This window comes from Caballeronia sp. LZ003 (assembly GCF_031451465.1).
Taxonomy (GTDB): Bacteria; Pseudomonadota; Gammaproteobacteria; order Burkholderiales; family Burkholderiaceae; genus Caballeronia.
Genome location: NZ_JARUXJ010000001.1, coordinates 2891157 through 2904978, shown reverse-complemented (window position 1 = coordinate 2904978; position 13822 = coordinate 2891157). Strand labels below are relative to the sequence as shown.

The following is a 13822-nucleotide window of genomic DNA, read 5'->3' as shown; positions in this document are numbered from 1 at the left end:
GGACGGCGCCTTCCTGATGCCGGTGGAAGACGTGTTCTCGATCTCGGGTCGCGGCACGGTGGTGACGGGTCGCGTGGAGCGCGGCGTGGTGAAGGTTGGCGAGGAAATCGAAATCGTCGGTATCAAGCCGACGGTGAAGACGACTTGCACGGGCGTGGAAATGTTCCGCAAGTTGCTGGACCAAGGTCAAGCGGGCGACAACGTCGGTATCCTGCTGCGCGGCACGAAGCGTGAAGACGTGGAGCGTGGCCAGGTTCTGGCCAAGCCGGGTTCGATCACGCCGCACACACACTTCACGGCTGAAGTGTACGTGTTGAGCAAGGACGAAGGCGGCCGCCACACGCCGTTCTTCAACAACTACCGTCCGCAGTTCTACTTCCGTACGACGGACGTGACGGGCTCGATTGAGCTGCCGAAGGACAAGGAAATGGTGATGCCGGGCGACAACGTGTCGATCACGGTGAAGCTGATTGCACCGATCGCCATGGAAGAAGGTCTGCGCTTCGCTATCCGCGAAGGCGGCCGTACCGTCGGCGCAGGTGTGGTTGCCAAGATTATCGAGTAAAATCTCGGGCTCACCTGTCGTTGCCGTACTGAAGTAACGTGACCGAGGCCGGGTGTTCGCCCCAAGCGAATGCCCGGTCTCTCGCTCTTTTGCCAAATCGGCGGTGCAACATCGCCTCGCTCTTTTAAGGAATTGTCATGCAGAACCAAAAAATCCGTATCCGTCTGAAAGCATTCGACTATCGCCTGATCGATCAATCGGCAGCCGAAATCGTCGATACGGCGAAACGGACTGGTGCAATCGTCCGTGGCCCAGTGCCGCTGCCGACGCGCATTCAGCGCTTTGACATTCTGCGTTCGCCGCACGTCAACAAGACGTCGCGCGATCAGCTCGAAATCCGTACGCATCAGCGCCTGATGGACATCGTCGATCCGACTGACAAGACGGTCGACGCGCTGATGAAGCTCGACCTGCCGGCTGGCGTCGACGTCGAAATCAAGCTGCAGTAAGCCTCTAAAGCTTCGCCGGGTTTTCGGGTGAAGCTAAGTCTTTGATTGCTTGCAGAAAACGGAAAGCCTTGTTATACTCCAAGGCTTTTCGCGCACTTGCGCAAAAAAGTCCGCCCAGTTTCTCGTAACGAAGTGGACATTTTGTAATCAGCCCCGACCAATCGCAGTCGGGAATGGAGAAAACGATGAGCCTTGGACTCGTAGGTCGCAAGGTTGGCATGACCCGTATCTTCACGCCTGAAGGGGACTCGATTCCCGTCACCGTGCTGGACGTGTCGGACAACCGCGTGACGCAGATCAAGACCGTTGAAACGGATGGTTATACCGCCGTTCAGGTTGCATTCGGTGCTCGCCGCGCATCGCGCGTGACGAAGCCGCTGGCGGGTCACCTCGCCAAAGCCGGCGTTCAAGCTGGTGAAATCCTCAAAGAATTCCAGATCGAATCCGCGAAGGCCGCCGAATTGGCGAACGGCGCTGTTATCGGTACGGACATTTTCGAAGTTGGCCAGAAGGTCGACGTGCAAGGTACGTCGATTGGTAAGGGCTACGCCGGTACCATCAAGCGTTACAACTTCGCTTCAGGTCGTGCCTCGCACGGTAACTCGCGTTCGCACAACGTTCCGGGTTCGATCGGTATGGCGCAGGATCCGGGTCGTGTGTTCCCGGGTAAGCGCATGACGGGTCACCTCGGTGACGAAACCGTCACGGTTCAGAATCTCGAAATCGCTCGCATCGACGCCGACCGCAATCTGCTGCTGGTTCGCGGCGCGGTTCCGGGTGCGAAGGGCGGCAAGGTATTCGTGACGCCGGCCGTCAAGACGCGTGCTGTGAAAGGAGCGAAATAATGGAACTTAAGCTCCTGAATGCCAATGGTCAGGAAGCTGCTGGCGTGAACGCATCGGACGTCGTGTTCGGTCGCGATTACAACGAAGCCCTGATTCACCAGGTCGTCGTGGCTTATCAAGCCAATGCACGTAGCGGCAACCGCGCTCAGAAGGATCGTGAGCAGGTCAAGCACACCACCAAGAAGCCGTGGCGTCAGAAAGGCACGGGTCGCGCTCGTGCCGGTATGTCGTCGAGCCCGTTGTGGCGTGGCGGTGGTCGTATCTTCCCGAATTCGCCGGAAGAAAACTTCTCGCACAAGGTCAACAAGAAGATGCATCGCGCAGGTCTCTGCTCGATCTTCTCGCAATTGGCTCGCGAAGGCCGTATCTCGGTGGTCGAAGACCTCGCGCTTGAAGCGCCGAAGACCAAGCTGTTGGCCGATAAATTCAAGGCGATGGGTCTCGATTCCGTGTTGGTTATCACCGATACGGTCGACGAGAACCTGTACCTCGCGTCGCGCAATCTGGCCCACGTGGCCGTTGTCGAGCCGCGTTACGCCGACCCGCTCTCGCTGATCTACTTCAAGAAGATTCTGATCACGAAGGCTGCGGTCGCTCAGATCGAGGAGTTGCTGTCATGAGCGAGATTCGCAAAAACGATCATCGTTTGATGCAAGTTCTGCTCGCGCCGGTGATCTCCGAAAAGGCGACGCTGGTGGCCGACAAGAACGAACAAGTCGTGTTCGAAGTCGCCCCGGACGCCACGAAGCAGGAAGTAAAGGCTGCTGTCGAGCTGCTGTTCAAGGTCGAAGTCAATTCCGTCAACGTGCTCGTCACGAAGGGTAAAGCCAAGCGCTTTGGCCGCTTCAACGGCAAGCGCAAGGACGTGAAGAAGGCGTACGTCTGCTTGAAGCCCGGCCAGGAAATCAACTTTGAAGCGGAGGCCAAGTAATCATGGCAATCGTTAAAGTTAAGCCGACTTCGCCGGGTCGCCGCGCGATGGTCAAGGTGGTCAACAAGGATCTGCATAAGGGCAAGCCGTTTGCGGCGCTGCTCGATTCGCAGTCCGTGACCGCCGGCCGTAACAACAACGGCCGCATCACCACGCGTCATAAGGGCGGTGGTCATAAGCAGCACTACCGTATCGTCGACTTCCGTCGCAACAAGGACGGTATTCCGGCAAAGGTCGAGCGTCTCGAGTACGACCCGAACCGTAGCGCGAACATCGCGCTGGTTCTGTACGCAGACGGTGAGCGTCGCTACATCATCGCGCCGAAGGGCGTGGTCGTTGGTACGCAGCTCATGTCCGGTTCGGAAGCGCCGATCCGCGCAGGCAACACGCTGCCGATCCGCAACATTCCGGTCGGTACCACGATCCACTGCATCGAAATGCTGCCGGGCAAGGGCGCGCAAATCGCGCGTTCGGCTGGTACGTCCGCGATGCTGCTGGCGCGCGAAGGCGTCTACGCGCAGGTTCGTCTGCGTTCGGGCGAAATTCGCCGCGTGCACGTCGAGTGCCGCGCGACGATCGGTGAAGTGGGCAACGAAGAGCATAGCCTCCGTCAAATCGGTAAGGCTGGCGCGAACCGCTGGCGTGGTATCCGTCCGACGGTGCGCGGCGTTGCAATGAACCCGGTCGATCACCCGCACGGCGGTGGTGAAGGCAAGACGGCTGCAGGTCGCGATCCGGTGAGCCCGTGGGGCACGCCGACTAAGGGTTATCGCACCCGTAGCAACAAGCGCACGACGACGATGATCGTCCAGCGCCGTCACAAGCGTTAAGGAGTAGGCAATGACACGTTCTGCTAAAAAAGGTCCGTTCTGCGACGCTCATTTGCTGAAGAAAGTTGAGTCGGCTGCAGCTACGCGCGACAAGAAGCCGATCAAGACCTGGTCGCGTCGCTCGACGATTCTCCCGGACTTCATCGGTCTGACGATCGCTGTTCACAACGGCCGTCAGCACGTTCCGGTGTATGTCACGGAAAACATGGTCGGCCACAAGCTTGGCGAGTTCGCATTGACCCGTACGTTCAAGGGTCACGCGGCCGACAAGAAGGCCAAGAAATAAGGGGCTATCAAGATGGAAGTGAAAGCAATTCATCGCGGTGCCCGCATCTCGGCGCAGAAGACGCGCCTTGTGGCTGACCAGATTCGTGGTTTGCCGGTCGACAAGGCGCTGAACGTTCTGACGTTCTCGCCGAAGAAGGCGGCGGGTATCGTCAAGAAGGTCGTGCTGTCTGCGATCGCGAATGCGGAACACAACGAAGGCGCCGATATCGATGAGCTCAAGATCACGAGCATCTATATCGACAAGGCTGCTTCGTTGAAGCGTTTTACCGCACGCGCTAAGGGTCGTGGTAACCGCATCGAGAAGCAATCCTGTCACATCACTGTGACGGTCGGGAATTAAGGAGCCATACGATGGGACAAAAAATTCATCCGACTGGCTTCCGTTTGGCCGTCAGCCGCAACTGGGCTTCGCGCTGGTATGCGAACAACAGCAACTTCGCGGCGATGCTCCAGGAAGACATCGGTGTTCGTGAGTACCTGAAGAAGAAGCTTAAGAACGCTTCGGTTGGTCGCGTCATCATCGAGCGTCCGGCAAAGAACGCGCGCATCACGATTTACAGCTCGCGTCCGGGCGTGGTCATCGGCAAGAAGGGCGAAGACATCGAACTGTTGAAGGCTGAACTGCAGAAGCGCATGGGCGTTCCGGTTCACGTCAACATCGAAGAAATTCGCAAGCCGGAAACCGATGCTCAGCTGATCGCTGACTCGATCACGCAACAGCTCGAACGCCGGATCATGTTCCGTCGCGCGATGAAGCGTGCGATGCAGAATGCCATGCGCCTTGGCGCGCAAGGTATCAAGATCATGAGCGCGGGCCGTCTTAACGGTATCGAAATCGCTCGTACCGAGTGGTATCGCGAAGGTCGCGTGCCCCTCCATACGCTGCGTGCCGATATCGACTACGCAACGTCGGAAGCGAAAACCACGTACGGCATCATCGGTGTAAAGGTGTGGGTCTACAAGGGCGACACGCTGGGCCGTAATGAAGCGCCGGTGGTGGAAGAAGTGGCGGAAGACAAGCGTCCGCGCCGCAACGCACGTCCGGGTGGCGATCGCCGTCCGCGTCGCGATGGCGAAGGCGCTCCGGCAGGTGCTCGTCGCGGCGGTCCCCGTCGTGGCGGCGCTGGCGGTGACGCGAAGAGTGGAGAATAACGATGCTGCAACCGAAACGCAGAAAGTATCGCAAAGAGCAGAAAGGTCGTAACACCGGCAAGGCGACGCGCGGCAACGCGGTGTCGTTCGGTGAGTACGGTCTGAAGGCTATCGGTCGCGGCCGTTTGACCGCGCGTCAAATCGAAGCCGCGCGTCGTGCAATGACGCGTCACATCAAGCGTGGTGGCCGGATCTGGATCCGCATTTTCCCGGACAAGCCGATTTCGCAGAAGCCGGCAGAAGTACGTATGGGTAACGGTAAGGGTAACCCGGAGTACTACGTCGCTGAAATTCAACCGGGCAAGATGCTGTACGAAATGGACGGTGTCACCGAAGAACTGGCGCGCGAAGCGTTCCGTCTGGCTGCAGCCAAGCTGCCGCTTAAGACGTACTTCGTCGTGCGTCAGCTCGGCGCCTAAGGAGTAAATGATGAAGGCATCTGAACTTCACCAGAAAGACCAGGCCGCGCTCAACAAAGAGCTGACGGACCTGCTGAAGGCGCAATTCGGCCTGCGCATGCAACTCGCGACCCAGCAGCTCACGAACACGAGCCAGCTGAAGAAGGTTCGTCGCGACATCGCACGTGTGCGGACCGTCCTGACTGAGAAGGCGAACCAGAAATGAACGATAGCGTAAAAACCTCGCTCAAGCGGACGCTGGTCGGCAAGGTCGTCAGCAACAAGATGGACAAGACGGTCACCGTTCTGGTCGAGCACCGCGTGAAGCATCCGATCTACGGCAAGTACGTCGTACGTTCGAAGAAGTACCACGCGCATGATGACGCCAATACGTACAACGAAGGCGATCTCGTCGAAATCCAGGAAACTCGTCCGATTTCGAAGACGAAGGCTTGGGTTGTGTCGAAGTTGGTTGAAGCGGCGCGCGTGATCTAAGTCTGTAGTTGTAGTGCCGCGATGCAGTAACTAGTGTCGCAGTAAGTTTCGCTTGCAAGACCGAGATTATTTGTTATAATCTCGGTCTTCCCTCTTTGTGGGAGCCCCGTCGCGGGCGAAACTGGTGGGGGAAGCCGGTTCAGGCGCCAGCCTGAGTCGACAGATTCACCGGATTGCGATGGCGGGTTTCGTCTGCCCTCGCTGCCTGTTCTAACCCAAGCAGCCGATTGGCTGACGGGACCAAGACTGACCGGATGCGCCATGGTGGTGTGACCGGATTAAGTTGGGAAAGATAAACCATGATCCAGACCGAAACTCGGCTTGAAGTGGCCGACAACACGGGTGCGCGTGAAGTCATGTGCATCAAGGTGCTCGGCGGTTCGAAGCGTCGTTACGCTAGCATTGGCGACATCATCAAGGTGACCGTCAAGGAAGCGACGCCGCGCGGACGCGTAAAGAAGGGCGAAATTTATAACGCCGTGGTCGTTCGCACGGCCAAAGGCGTGCGTCGCCAGGATGGCTCGCTCATCAAGTTCGACGGCAATGCCGCCGTACTGTTGAACACGAAGCTCGAGCCGATCGGCACGCGTATTTTCGGGCCGGTGACGCGTGAACTGCGTAGCGAACGATTCATGAAGATCGTTTCGCTCGCGCCGGAAGTGCTGTAAGGAGTCGCGATGAACAAGATTCGCAAGGGTGACGAAGTTATCGTCACTACCGGCAAGGACAAAGGCAAGCGCGGTACCGTGCTGGTCGTTGCGGAAGAGCATGTCACGGTCGAGGGTATCAACCTCGTCAAGAAGCATGTGAAGCCGAACCCGATGAAGGGTACGACGGGCGGTGTGGAAGCCAAAACGATGCCGCTGCATATTTCGAACGTCGCATTGGTCGACGCGAATGGCAAGGCGTCGCGTGTGGGCATCAAGGTCGAAGATGGAAAGAAGGTTCGCTTCTTGAAGTCGACCGGCGCCACGCTTAACGCCTGACGCGGAGTTAAAAAATGGCTCGTCTGCAAGAAATTTACAAAGAAACGGTTGTGCCGCAACTGGTTGAAAAGTTCGGCTACAAGTCCATCATGGAAGTGCCGCGCATCACCAAGATCACCCTCAACATGGGTCTTGGCGAAGCGGTCGCTGACAAGAAGATTATCGAAAACGCCGTGGGCGACCTGACGAAGATCGCTGGCCAAAAGCCGGTTATCACGAAGGCGCGCAAGGCAATCGCGGGCTTCAAGATTCGTCAAGGCTACCCGATCGGCGCGATGGTTACGCTGCGCGGTCAAGCGATGTACGAATTCCTGGACCGCTTCGTGACGGTTGCGCTCCCCCGCGTGCGCGACTTCCGTGGCGTCTCGGGCCGTGCATTCGACGGTCGTGGTAACTACAACATCGGTGTGAAAGAGCAGATCATTTTCCCCGAAATTGACTACGACAAGATCGACGCGCTGCGTGGGCTGAACATCAGCATCACGACCACCGCGAAGAGTGACGACGAAGCAAAGGCGCTGCTCGCCGGCTTCAAGTTCCCGTTCAGAAACTGAGGTTACCGTGGCTAAACTGGCACTGATCGAACGTGAAAAGAAGCGCGCACGCCTCGCAGCCAAGTACGCTCCGAAGCGTGCTGAGCTGAAGGCTGTGATCGACGACGCAAGCAAGTCGGACGAAGAACGCTATATCGCCCGTCTCGCGCTGCAACAATTGCCGCGTAACTCGAACCCCACTCGCAAGCGTAACCGCTGCGCGATCACGGGTCGTCCTCGCGGCACGTTCCGCAAGTTCGGACTCGCGCGTAGCAAGATCCGCGAAATCGCATTCCGCGGTGAAATCCCTGGCCTCACCAAGGCGAGCTGGTAATAGGAGAAACATAAATGAGCATGAGTGATCCTATCGCCGATATGCTGACTCGCATCCGCAATGCGCAGATGGTCGAGAAGGTTTCGGTGACTATGCCCTCGTCGAAAGTCAAGGTTGCGATTGCGCAGGTTTTGAAGGACGAAGGTTATATCGACGATTTCGCAGTGAAGGCTGAAGGTGCGAAGTCGGAATTGAACATCGCGTTGAAGTACTACGCTGGCCGTCCGGTTATCGAGCGCCTCGAGCGCGTGTCGAAGCCTGGTCTGCGCGTGTACCGCGGTCGCAACGACATTCCTCAGGTGATGAATGGCCTGGGCGTTGCAATCGTCTCGACGCCGAAGGGTGTGATGACTGACCGCAAGGCGCGCCAGACCGGCGTCGGTGGCGAAGTCATCTGCTACGTCGCTTAACGCCGAAGGGAGAAGAAACATGTCTCGAGTAGGTAAGAGCCCGATCGCGTTGCCGCAAGGCGCCGAAGTGGCCGTCAAGGGCGACGTCATCACCGTCAAGGGTCCGCTCGGCACGATTTCGCAAGCGGGCAATCCGCTGGTGAGCGTGGCGAACGACAACGGTACGTTGAATTTCGCGCCGGCTGACGAAAGCCGCGAAGCGAACGCGATGTCCGGCACGATGCGCGCCCTGGTGGCGAACATGGTGCATGGCGTCACCAAGGGTTTCGAACGCAAGCTGACGCTAGTTGGCGTCGGTTATCGTGCACAAGCGCAAGGCGACAAGCTGAATCTGTCGCTGGGTTTCTCGCACCCCGTGGTGCACCAGATGCCGGAAGGCGTCAAGGCTGAAACCCCGACGCAGACCGAAATCGTGATCAAGGGGATCGACAAGCAGAAAGTCGGCCAAGTCGCGGCGGAAGTTCGTGGCTATCGTCCGCCGGAGCCCTATAAGGGCAAGGGCGTGCGTTATGCCGACGAGGTCGTGATCCTCAAAGAAACGAAGAAGAAGTAAGGGTGCGCAATCATGGATAAGACTCAATCTCGCCTGCGCCGCGCTCGTCAGACGCGTATCAAGATCGCTGAGCTGCAGGTCGCGCGTCTCGCCGTGCATCGCACGAATACGCATATCTACGCGCAAGTGTTCTCGGCATGCGGCACGAAGGTGCTTGCAAGCGCCTCGACGCTGGAAGCCGAAGTGCGCGCTGAACTGGCTGACAAGTCGGGCAAGGGCGGCAATATCAACGCTGCAACCCTGATCGGCAAGCGTATTGCCGAAAAGGCTAAGGCTGCCGGCATCGAATCCGTCGCCTTTGACCGCTCGGGTTTCCGCTACCACGGCCGCGTAAAAGCGCTGGCTGATGCCGCGCGCGAAGCCGGGCTCAAGTTCTAAGGGAAGAATTCGTCATGGCAAAGATGCAAGCGAAAGTTCAGGCTGACGAACGCGACGACGGCCTGCGCGAAAAGATGATTTCGGTCAACCGCGTGACCAAGGTCGTGAAGGGTGGCCGGATTCTCGGTTTCGCCGCACTGACCGTGGTTGGCGACGGTGATGGCCGCGTCGGCATGGGCAAGGGCAAAGCGAAGGAAGTTCCGGTCGCCGTTCAAAAGGCAATGGAGCAAGCCCGCCGCAACATGTTCAAGGTGCCGCTCAAGAACGGTACGTTGCAACACGAAGTGCACGGTAAGCATGGCGCTTCCGCAGTTCTCCTCGCTCCGGCGAAGGACGGTACTGGCGTGATCGCAGGCGGCCCGATGCGCGCAGTGTTCGACGTGATGGGCGTGCAGAACGTGGTGGCCAAGAGCCACGGTTCGACGAACCCGTACAATCTCGTTCGTGCAACGCTCGACGGTCTGCGTAAGCAGTCCACGCCGGGCGACATCGCGGCGAAGCGCGGCAAGTCCGTCGAAGATATTTTGGGCTAAGCCTCGAGGTCATCATGTCTGAGAAAACTGTCAAGATTCAGCTCGTCAAGAGCCTGATCGGGACCCGCGAAACGCACCGCGCTACGGTGCGTGGCCTCGGCCTGCGTCGCCTCAACTCGGTGAGCGAGCTGCAGGACACGCCGGCAGTGCGCGGGATGATCAACAAGGTTTCGTACCTCGTTAAGGTCATCGGCTAAGGCCGCCGACTAGGATCCAAGGAGTTGAACATGGAATTGAATAACCTGAAGCCGGCAGAAGGCGCGAAGCACGCTAAGCGTCGCGTCGGTCGTGGCATCGGTTCGGGCCTCGGCAAGACTGCAGGTCGCGGCCACAAGGGTCAGAAATCGCGTTCGGGCGGCTTTCACAAAGTCGGCTTCGAAGGCGGTCAGATGCCTCTGCAGCGTCGTCTGCCGAAGCGCGGCTTCACTTCGCTGACGAAGGAATTCGTCGGTCAAGTGCGCCTGGCTGATCTTGAGAAGCTGCCGGTCGACGAAATCGATCTGTTGGCTTTGAAGCAAGCGGGTCTGGTCGGCGAGCTCATCAAGAGCGCGAAGATCATCAAGACCGGCGAGATCACCCGCAAGGTCACGGTGAAGGGTCTGACGGCAACGAAGGGCGCCCGTGCAGCAATCGAAGCCGCTGGCGGCTCGTTCGCCGAGTAACGCGATTTCGCCGTTACTAGCACTAGCATCGGAGAAGGTTCTTGGCTAACAGCCCGAGTCTCGCAAAACCCGGTCGAAGCGCGGCGAAATTTGGCGATCTGCGTCGGCGTGCAGTGTTCCTGCTGCTGGCGTTGGTTGTCTACCGCATTGGTGCGCATATTCCGGTTCCCGGCATCGATCCGGATCAGCTGGCGAAGTTGTTCCAAAGCCAGTCGGGCGGCATCCTTGGCATGTTCAACATGTTCTCGGGTGGCGCGCTGTCACGATTCACGATTTTCGCGTTGGGCATCATGCCCTACATTTCGGCCTCGATCATCATGCAGTTGTTGTCGATCGTGTCGCCGCAAATGGAGGCGTTGAAGAAGGAAGGACAGGCAGGTCAACGAAAGATCACGCAGTACACGCGGATCTTCACGGTGGTTCTGGCAACCTTCCAGGCTTTCGGTATCGCGGTGGCGCTGGAAAATCAGCCCGGCTTGGTACTGGATCCCGGCATGGTGTTCCGGCTGACGACGGTGGTCACGCTGGTGACGGGCACGATGTTCCTGATGTGGCTTGGTGAGCAGATCACGGAGCGCGGTCTTGGCAACGGCATCTCGATCATCATTTTCGGTGGTATCGCGGCAGGCTTTCCGAATGCAATCGGCGGTCTGTTCGAGCTGGTTCGCACCGGTTCGATGAGCATCATCTCGGCGATCATCATCGTCGCGTTGATCGCGGCGGTTACGTATCTGGTCGTGTTCATCGAACGCGGTCAGCGCAAGATCCTCGTGAACTATGCGAAGCGCCAGGTCGGTAACAAGATTTACGGTGGACAGTCGTCACATCTGCCGCTGAAGCTGAACATGTCGGGTGTGATTCCGCCGATCTTCGCGTCGTCGATCATTCTCTTCCCGGCAACCATCCTGAACTGGTTCAGTTCGGGAACGCGTACCGGCTGGTTCGCGAACACGCTGCACAGCGTGGCTGAAGCCCTCAAGCCCGGTCAACCTGTGTACGTGCTGTTGTATGCGTTGGCTATCGTGTTCTTCTGCTTCTTCTACACCGCGTTGGTGTTCAACAGCAGGGAAACCGCCGACAACTTGAAGAAGAGCGGTGCGTTCGTTCCGGGTATTCGTCCGGGCGATCAGACTGCACGGTACATCGACCGCATCCTCACGCGTCTGACGCTGGCTGGTGCGATCTACATCGTGTTTGTGTGCTTGTTGCCTGAGTTTCTGGTGTTGCGCTGGAACGTGCCGTTTTATTTTGGTGGAACGTCGCTGCTGATCATTGTCGTCGTCACGATGGACTTCATGGCTCAGGTGCAGTCGTACGTTATGTCGCAACAATATGAATCGCTGCTCAAGAAGGCAAACTTCAAGGGCGGCAACGTCCCGATGCGCTAGTTAGGACTATGGCCAAAGACGATGTAATCCAGATGCAGGGCGAGGTCATTGAAAACCTCCCCAACGCTACTTTCCGGGTGAAATTGGAAAATGGCCATGTCGTCCTGGGACACATATCCGGAAAGATGCGGATGCACTACATCCGTATCCTACCGGGCGACAAGGTTACGGTTGAATTGACGCCTTACGATCTGTCTCGTGCACGGATCGTGTTCCGGGCGAAGTGATTTGAAAAAAGGGTAATATCATGAAAGTGATGGCATCGGTTAAGCGCATTTGCCGCAATTGCAAGATCATTAAGCGCAAGGGCGTTGTGCGCGTGATTTGCAGCTCTGATCCGCGCCACAAACAGCGTCAAGGCTGAACGCCGCGCTTTTTGCTTGCGCTTTTTGTTTGAGGAAAAACAATGGCTCGTATCGCAGGGGTTAACATCCCGAATCACCAGCATACCGAGATCGGCCTGACGGCAATCTTCGGCATTGGTCGCACGCGTTCCCGCGGCATTTGCAGTGCTGCTGGTGTGGAATTTTCGAAGAAGGTCAAGGACCTCACCGACGCAGACCTCGAAAAGCTGCGTGACGAAGTGGGCAAGTTCATCGTCGAAGGCGATCTGCGCCGTGAAGTGACGATGAACATCAAGCGCCTGATGGACTTGGGTTGCTACCGCGGCATGCGTCATCGCAAGGGTCTGCCCCTGCGTGGCCAGCGCACGCGCACCAACGCCCGTACTCGCAAGGGTCCGCGTCGTGCAGCGCAATCGCTGAAGAAGTAAGCGGAACTGACAGTTACAGGAAAACGTAATGGCTAAGGCTTCGAACAACTCCGCGGCGCAACGCGTTCGCAAGAAGGTCAAGAAGAACGTCGCCGAGGGCGTGGTTCACGTTCACGCGTCGTTCAACAACACCATTATCACGATCACCGATCGTCAAGGTAACGCGCTGGCATGGGCGACCTCGGGCGGCCAGGGTTTCAAAGGCTCGCGTAAGTCGACGCCTTTCGCCGCTCAGGTTGCAGCAGAATCGGCTGGCCGCGTGGCAATGGAATACGGCGTGAAGAACCTCGAAGTGCGGATCAAGGGCCCCGGCCCTGGCCGTGAGTCGGCGGTGCGCGCGCTGCATGGTCTTGGCATCAAGATCACCGCGATCTCCGACGTGACGCCGGTCCCGCACAACGGCTGCCGTCCGCCGAAGCGTCGTCGTATCTAAAGTCGCGCATCAGTTGATTCGCGACCGCATGTTTCCTGTCGATGCGAAAGCGTCGGCGGGCTTCGTGCGTTATGCATCTGCTTCGCGCATTTCACTAAGCCCACCGTTCGGCCTATAGGGTTCGAACTAGCGCAGACGAAAGTTTGCGTGATCAATTTTTAAGGATTCAAAGTGGCACGCTATACCGGTCCCAAAGCCAAGCTGTCCCGCCGTGAAGGCACCGATCTGTTCCTGAAGAGCGCACGCCGCTCGCTCGCCGACAAGTGCAAGCTCGACAGCAAGCCTGGTCAACATGGCCGCATTTCGGGCGCACGTACGTCCGACTACGGCACCCAGTTGCGCGAAAAGCAAAAAGTGAAGCGTATCTATGGCGTGCTCGAGCGTCAGTTCCGCCGCTACTTCGCTGAAGCCGACCGCCGCAAGGGTCCGACGGGCGAGAACTTGCTGCAATTGCTCGAATCGCGCCTCGACAACGTCGTTTATCGCATGGGCTTCGGCTCGACGCGCGCTGAAGCACGTCAGCTCGTGAGCCACAAGTCGATCGTCGTGAACGGCCAAGTCGCGAATATCCCGTCACTGCAAGTGAAGTCGGGCGACGTCATCTCCGTGCGTGAGCAGTCGCGCAAGCAGGCTCGTATCGTCGAAGCGCTGTCGCTCGCCGAGCAAGGCGGTATGCCGAGCTGGGTGTCGGTCGACGCCAAGAAGTTCGAAGGAACGTTCAAGTCGATGCCGGAACGCAGCGATATCGCTGGCGACATCAACGAAAGCCTGATCGTCGAATTGTATTCGCGTTAATCGCGCGGTTAATCGCGCGGTAACCGGATTGGCAGCCGGGGACCCTGATTGCCGGTGGCAAGAGGGCGGCCTCGGCTGTTTTTTTCAGGTTG

Annotated in this window: 28 protein-coding genes; all 28 read left to right on the top strand. The window is 58.2% G+C overall.

From position 1 onward, the window contains the following. The coding region (locus QCE79_RS13195; protein WP_309844660.1) for an EF-Tu/IF-2/RF-3 family GTPase at window positions 1–565 on the top strand (565 nt) is incomplete at its 5' end. A gap of 137 nt (window positions 566–702) precedes the next feature. Continuing rightward, complete coding sequence (gene rpsJ, locus QCE79_RS13190; protein WP_006998489.1) at window positions 703–1014, top strand: 30S ribosomal protein S10; 312 nt, start codon at window positions 703–705, stop codon at window positions 1012–1014. Between the two features lie 185 nt (window positions 1015–1199). Continuing rightward, a complete protein-coding gene (gene rplC, locus QCE79_RS13185; protein WP_244826435.1) occupies window positions 1200–1859 on the top strand; it encodes a 50S ribosomal protein L3 in 660 nt (219 codons plus the stop codon). Continuing rightward, window positions 1859–2479, top strand: a complete 621-nt coding sequence (gene rplD / locus QCE79_RS13180; RefSeq protein WP_244826434.1) for a 50S ribosomal protein L4 — start codon at window positions 1859–1861, stop codon at window positions 2477–2479. Before rplC ends, rplD begins: the two co-directional genes overlap by 1 nt. After that, window positions 2476–2790, top strand: coding sequence for a 50S ribosomal protein L23 (gene rplW, locus QCE79_RS13175; RefSeq protein ID WP_008343846.1), 315 nt, complete (start codon window positions 2476–2478; stop codon window positions 2788–2790). The genes rplD and rplW overlap by 4 nt, the downstream gene beginning before the upstream one ends. Before the next feature lie 2 nt (window positions 2791–2792). Further along, on the top strand, window positions 2793–3620 hold the full coding sequence (gene rplB, locus QCE79_RS13170; RefSeq protein WP_250465880.1) for a 50S ribosomal protein L2: 828 nt from the start codon (window positions 2793–2795) through the stop codon (window positions 3618–3620). A 10-nt stretch (window positions 3621–3630) separates the two neighbouring features. After that, entirely contained in the window at window positions 3631–3906 is a 276-nt protein-coding gene (gene rpsS, locus QCE79_RS13165) for a 30S ribosomal protein S19 (RefSeq protein ID WP_035506764.1), read from the top strand. Between the two features lie 12 nt (window positions 3907–3918). Next, the gene (rplV, locus tag QCE79_RS13160; RefSeq protein ID WP_011490054.1) at window positions 3919–4248 is read left to right on the top strand and encodes a 50S ribosomal protein L22; all 330 of its coding nucleotides are present in this window, start codon (window positions 3919–3921) and stop codon (window positions 4246–4248) included. An 11-nt stretch (window positions 4249–4259) separates the two neighbouring features. After that, window positions 4260–5060 (top strand): 30S ribosomal protein S3, encoded by an 801-nt coding sequence (gene rpsC, locus QCE79_RS13155; RefSeq protein ID WP_244826432.1) that lies wholly within the window; start codon window positions 4260–4262, stop codon window positions 5058–5060. A gap of 2 nt (window positions 5061–5062) precedes the next feature. Then, a complete protein-coding gene (gene rplP / locus QCE79_RS13150) occupies window positions 5063–5479 on the top strand; it encodes a 50S ribosomal protein L16 (RefSeq protein ID WP_061170924.1) in 417 nt (138 codons plus the stop codon). 10 nt (window positions 5480–5489) lie between these two features. Next, entirely contained in the window at window positions 5490–5684 is a 195-nt protein-coding gene (rpmC, locus tag QCE79_RS13145) for a 50S ribosomal protein L29 (RefSeq protein ID WP_035933103.1), read from the top strand. Next, entirely contained in the window at window positions 5681–5953 is a 273-nt protein-coding gene (gene rpsQ / locus QCE79_RS13140; RefSeq protein ID WP_008343854.1) for a 30S ribosomal protein S17, read from the top strand. Before rpmC ends, rpsQ begins: the two co-directional genes overlap by 4 nt. Before the next feature lie 299 nt (window positions 5954–6252). Beyond that, on the top strand, window positions 6253–6621 hold the full coding sequence (gene rplN / locus QCE79_RS13135) for a 50S ribosomal protein L14 (protein WP_006998478.1): 369 nt from the start codon (window positions 6253–6255) through the stop codon (window positions 6619–6621). Between the two features lie 9 nt (window positions 6622–6630). Continuing rightward, on the top strand, window positions 6631–6939 hold the full coding sequence (gene rplX, locus QCE79_RS13130; RefSeq protein ID WP_244826431.1) for a 50S ribosomal protein L24: 309 nt from the start codon (window positions 6631–6633) through the stop codon (window positions 6937–6939). A gap of 14 nt (window positions 6940–6953) precedes the next feature. Next, the gene (gene rplE, locus QCE79_RS13125) at window positions 6954–7493 is read left to right on the top strand and encodes a 50S ribosomal protein L5 (protein ID WP_244826430.1); all 540 of its coding nucleotides are present in this window, start codon (window positions 6954–6956) and stop codon (window positions 7491–7493) included. Window positions 7494–7500: 7 nt separating this feature from the next. Then, a complete protein-coding gene (gene rpsN, locus QCE79_RS13120) occupies window positions 7501–7806 on the top strand; it encodes a 30S ribosomal protein S14 (protein WP_244826429.1) in 306 nt (101 codons plus the stop codon). Between the two features lie 14 nt (window positions 7807–7820). Further along, a complete protein-coding gene (gene rpsH, locus QCE79_RS13115) occupies window positions 7821–8216 on the top strand; it encodes a 30S ribosomal protein S8 (RefSeq protein WP_062638157.1) in 396 nt (131 codons plus the stop codon). Between the two features lie 19 nt (window positions 8217–8235). After that, window positions 8236–8769, top strand: a complete 534-nt coding sequence (rplF, locus tag QCE79_RS13110) for a 50S ribosomal protein L6 (RefSeq protein ID WP_244826428.1) — start codon at window positions 8236–8238, stop codon at window positions 8767–8769. A gap of 12 nt (window positions 8770–8781) precedes the next feature. After that, window positions 8782–9147, top strand: a complete 366-nt coding sequence (rplR, locus tag QCE79_RS13105) for a 50S ribosomal protein L18 (protein ID WP_035967614.1) — start codon at window positions 8782–8784, stop codon at window positions 9145–9147. 14 nt (window positions 9148–9161) lie between these two features. Further along, window positions 9162–9680: a 30S ribosomal protein S5 gene (gene rpsE / locus QCE79_RS13100; protein WP_244793886.1), complete on the top strand. Its 519-nt coding sequence runs from the start codon at window positions 9162–9164 to the stop codon at window positions 9678–9680. 14 nt (window positions 9681–9694) lie between these two features. Beyond that, window positions 9695–9877: a 50S ribosomal protein L30 gene (gene rpmD / locus QCE79_RS13095; protein WP_016346466.1), complete on the top strand. Its 183-nt coding sequence runs from the start codon at window positions 9695–9697 to the stop codon at window positions 9875–9877. A gap of 30 nt (window positions 9878–9907) precedes the next feature. Further along, entirely contained in the window at window positions 9908–10342 is a 435-nt protein-coding gene (rplO, locus tag QCE79_RS13090) for a 50S ribosomal protein L15 (protein ID WP_244826427.1), read from the top strand. 41 nt (window positions 10343–10383) lie between these two features. Further along, a complete protein-coding gene (secY, locus tag QCE79_RS13085) occupies window positions 10384–11730 on the top strand; it encodes a preprotein translocase subunit SecY (protein WP_250465878.1) in 1347 nt (448 codons plus the stop codon). Between the two features lie 8 nt (window positions 11731–11738). Then, a complete protein-coding gene (gene infA, locus QCE79_RS13080) occupies window positions 11739–11957 on the top strand; it encodes a translation initiation factor IF-1 (protein WP_004521905.1) in 219 nt (72 codons plus the stop codon). Between the two features lie 20 nt (window positions 11958–11977). Then, the gene (gene rpmJ / locus QCE79_RS13075) at window positions 11978–12094 is read left to right on the top strand and encodes a 50S ribosomal protein L36 (protein WP_004199844.1); all 117 of its coding nucleotides are present in this window, start codon (window positions 11978–11980) and stop codon (window positions 12092–12094) included. 42 nt (window positions 12095–12136) lie between these two features. Then, window positions 12137–12502: a 30S ribosomal protein S13 gene (gene rpsM, locus QCE79_RS13070; RefSeq protein WP_061179113.1), complete on the top strand. Its 366-nt coding sequence runs from the start codon at window positions 12137–12139 to the stop codon at window positions 12500–12502. 28 nt (window positions 12503–12530) lie between these two features. After that, complete coding sequence (rpsK, locus tag QCE79_RS13065) at window positions 12531–12935, top strand: 30S ribosomal protein S11 (protein WP_006052224.1); 405 nt, start codon at window positions 12531–12533, stop codon at window positions 12933–12935. Window positions 12936–13106: 171 nt separating this feature from the next. After that, the gene (gene rpsD / locus QCE79_RS13060) at window positions 13107–13730 is read left to right on the top strand and encodes a 30S ribosomal protein S4 (RefSeq protein WP_244826425.1); all 624 of its coding nucleotides are present in this window, start codon (window positions 13107–13109) and stop codon (window positions 13728–13730) included. Window positions 13731–13822: the final 92 nt, after the last annotated feature.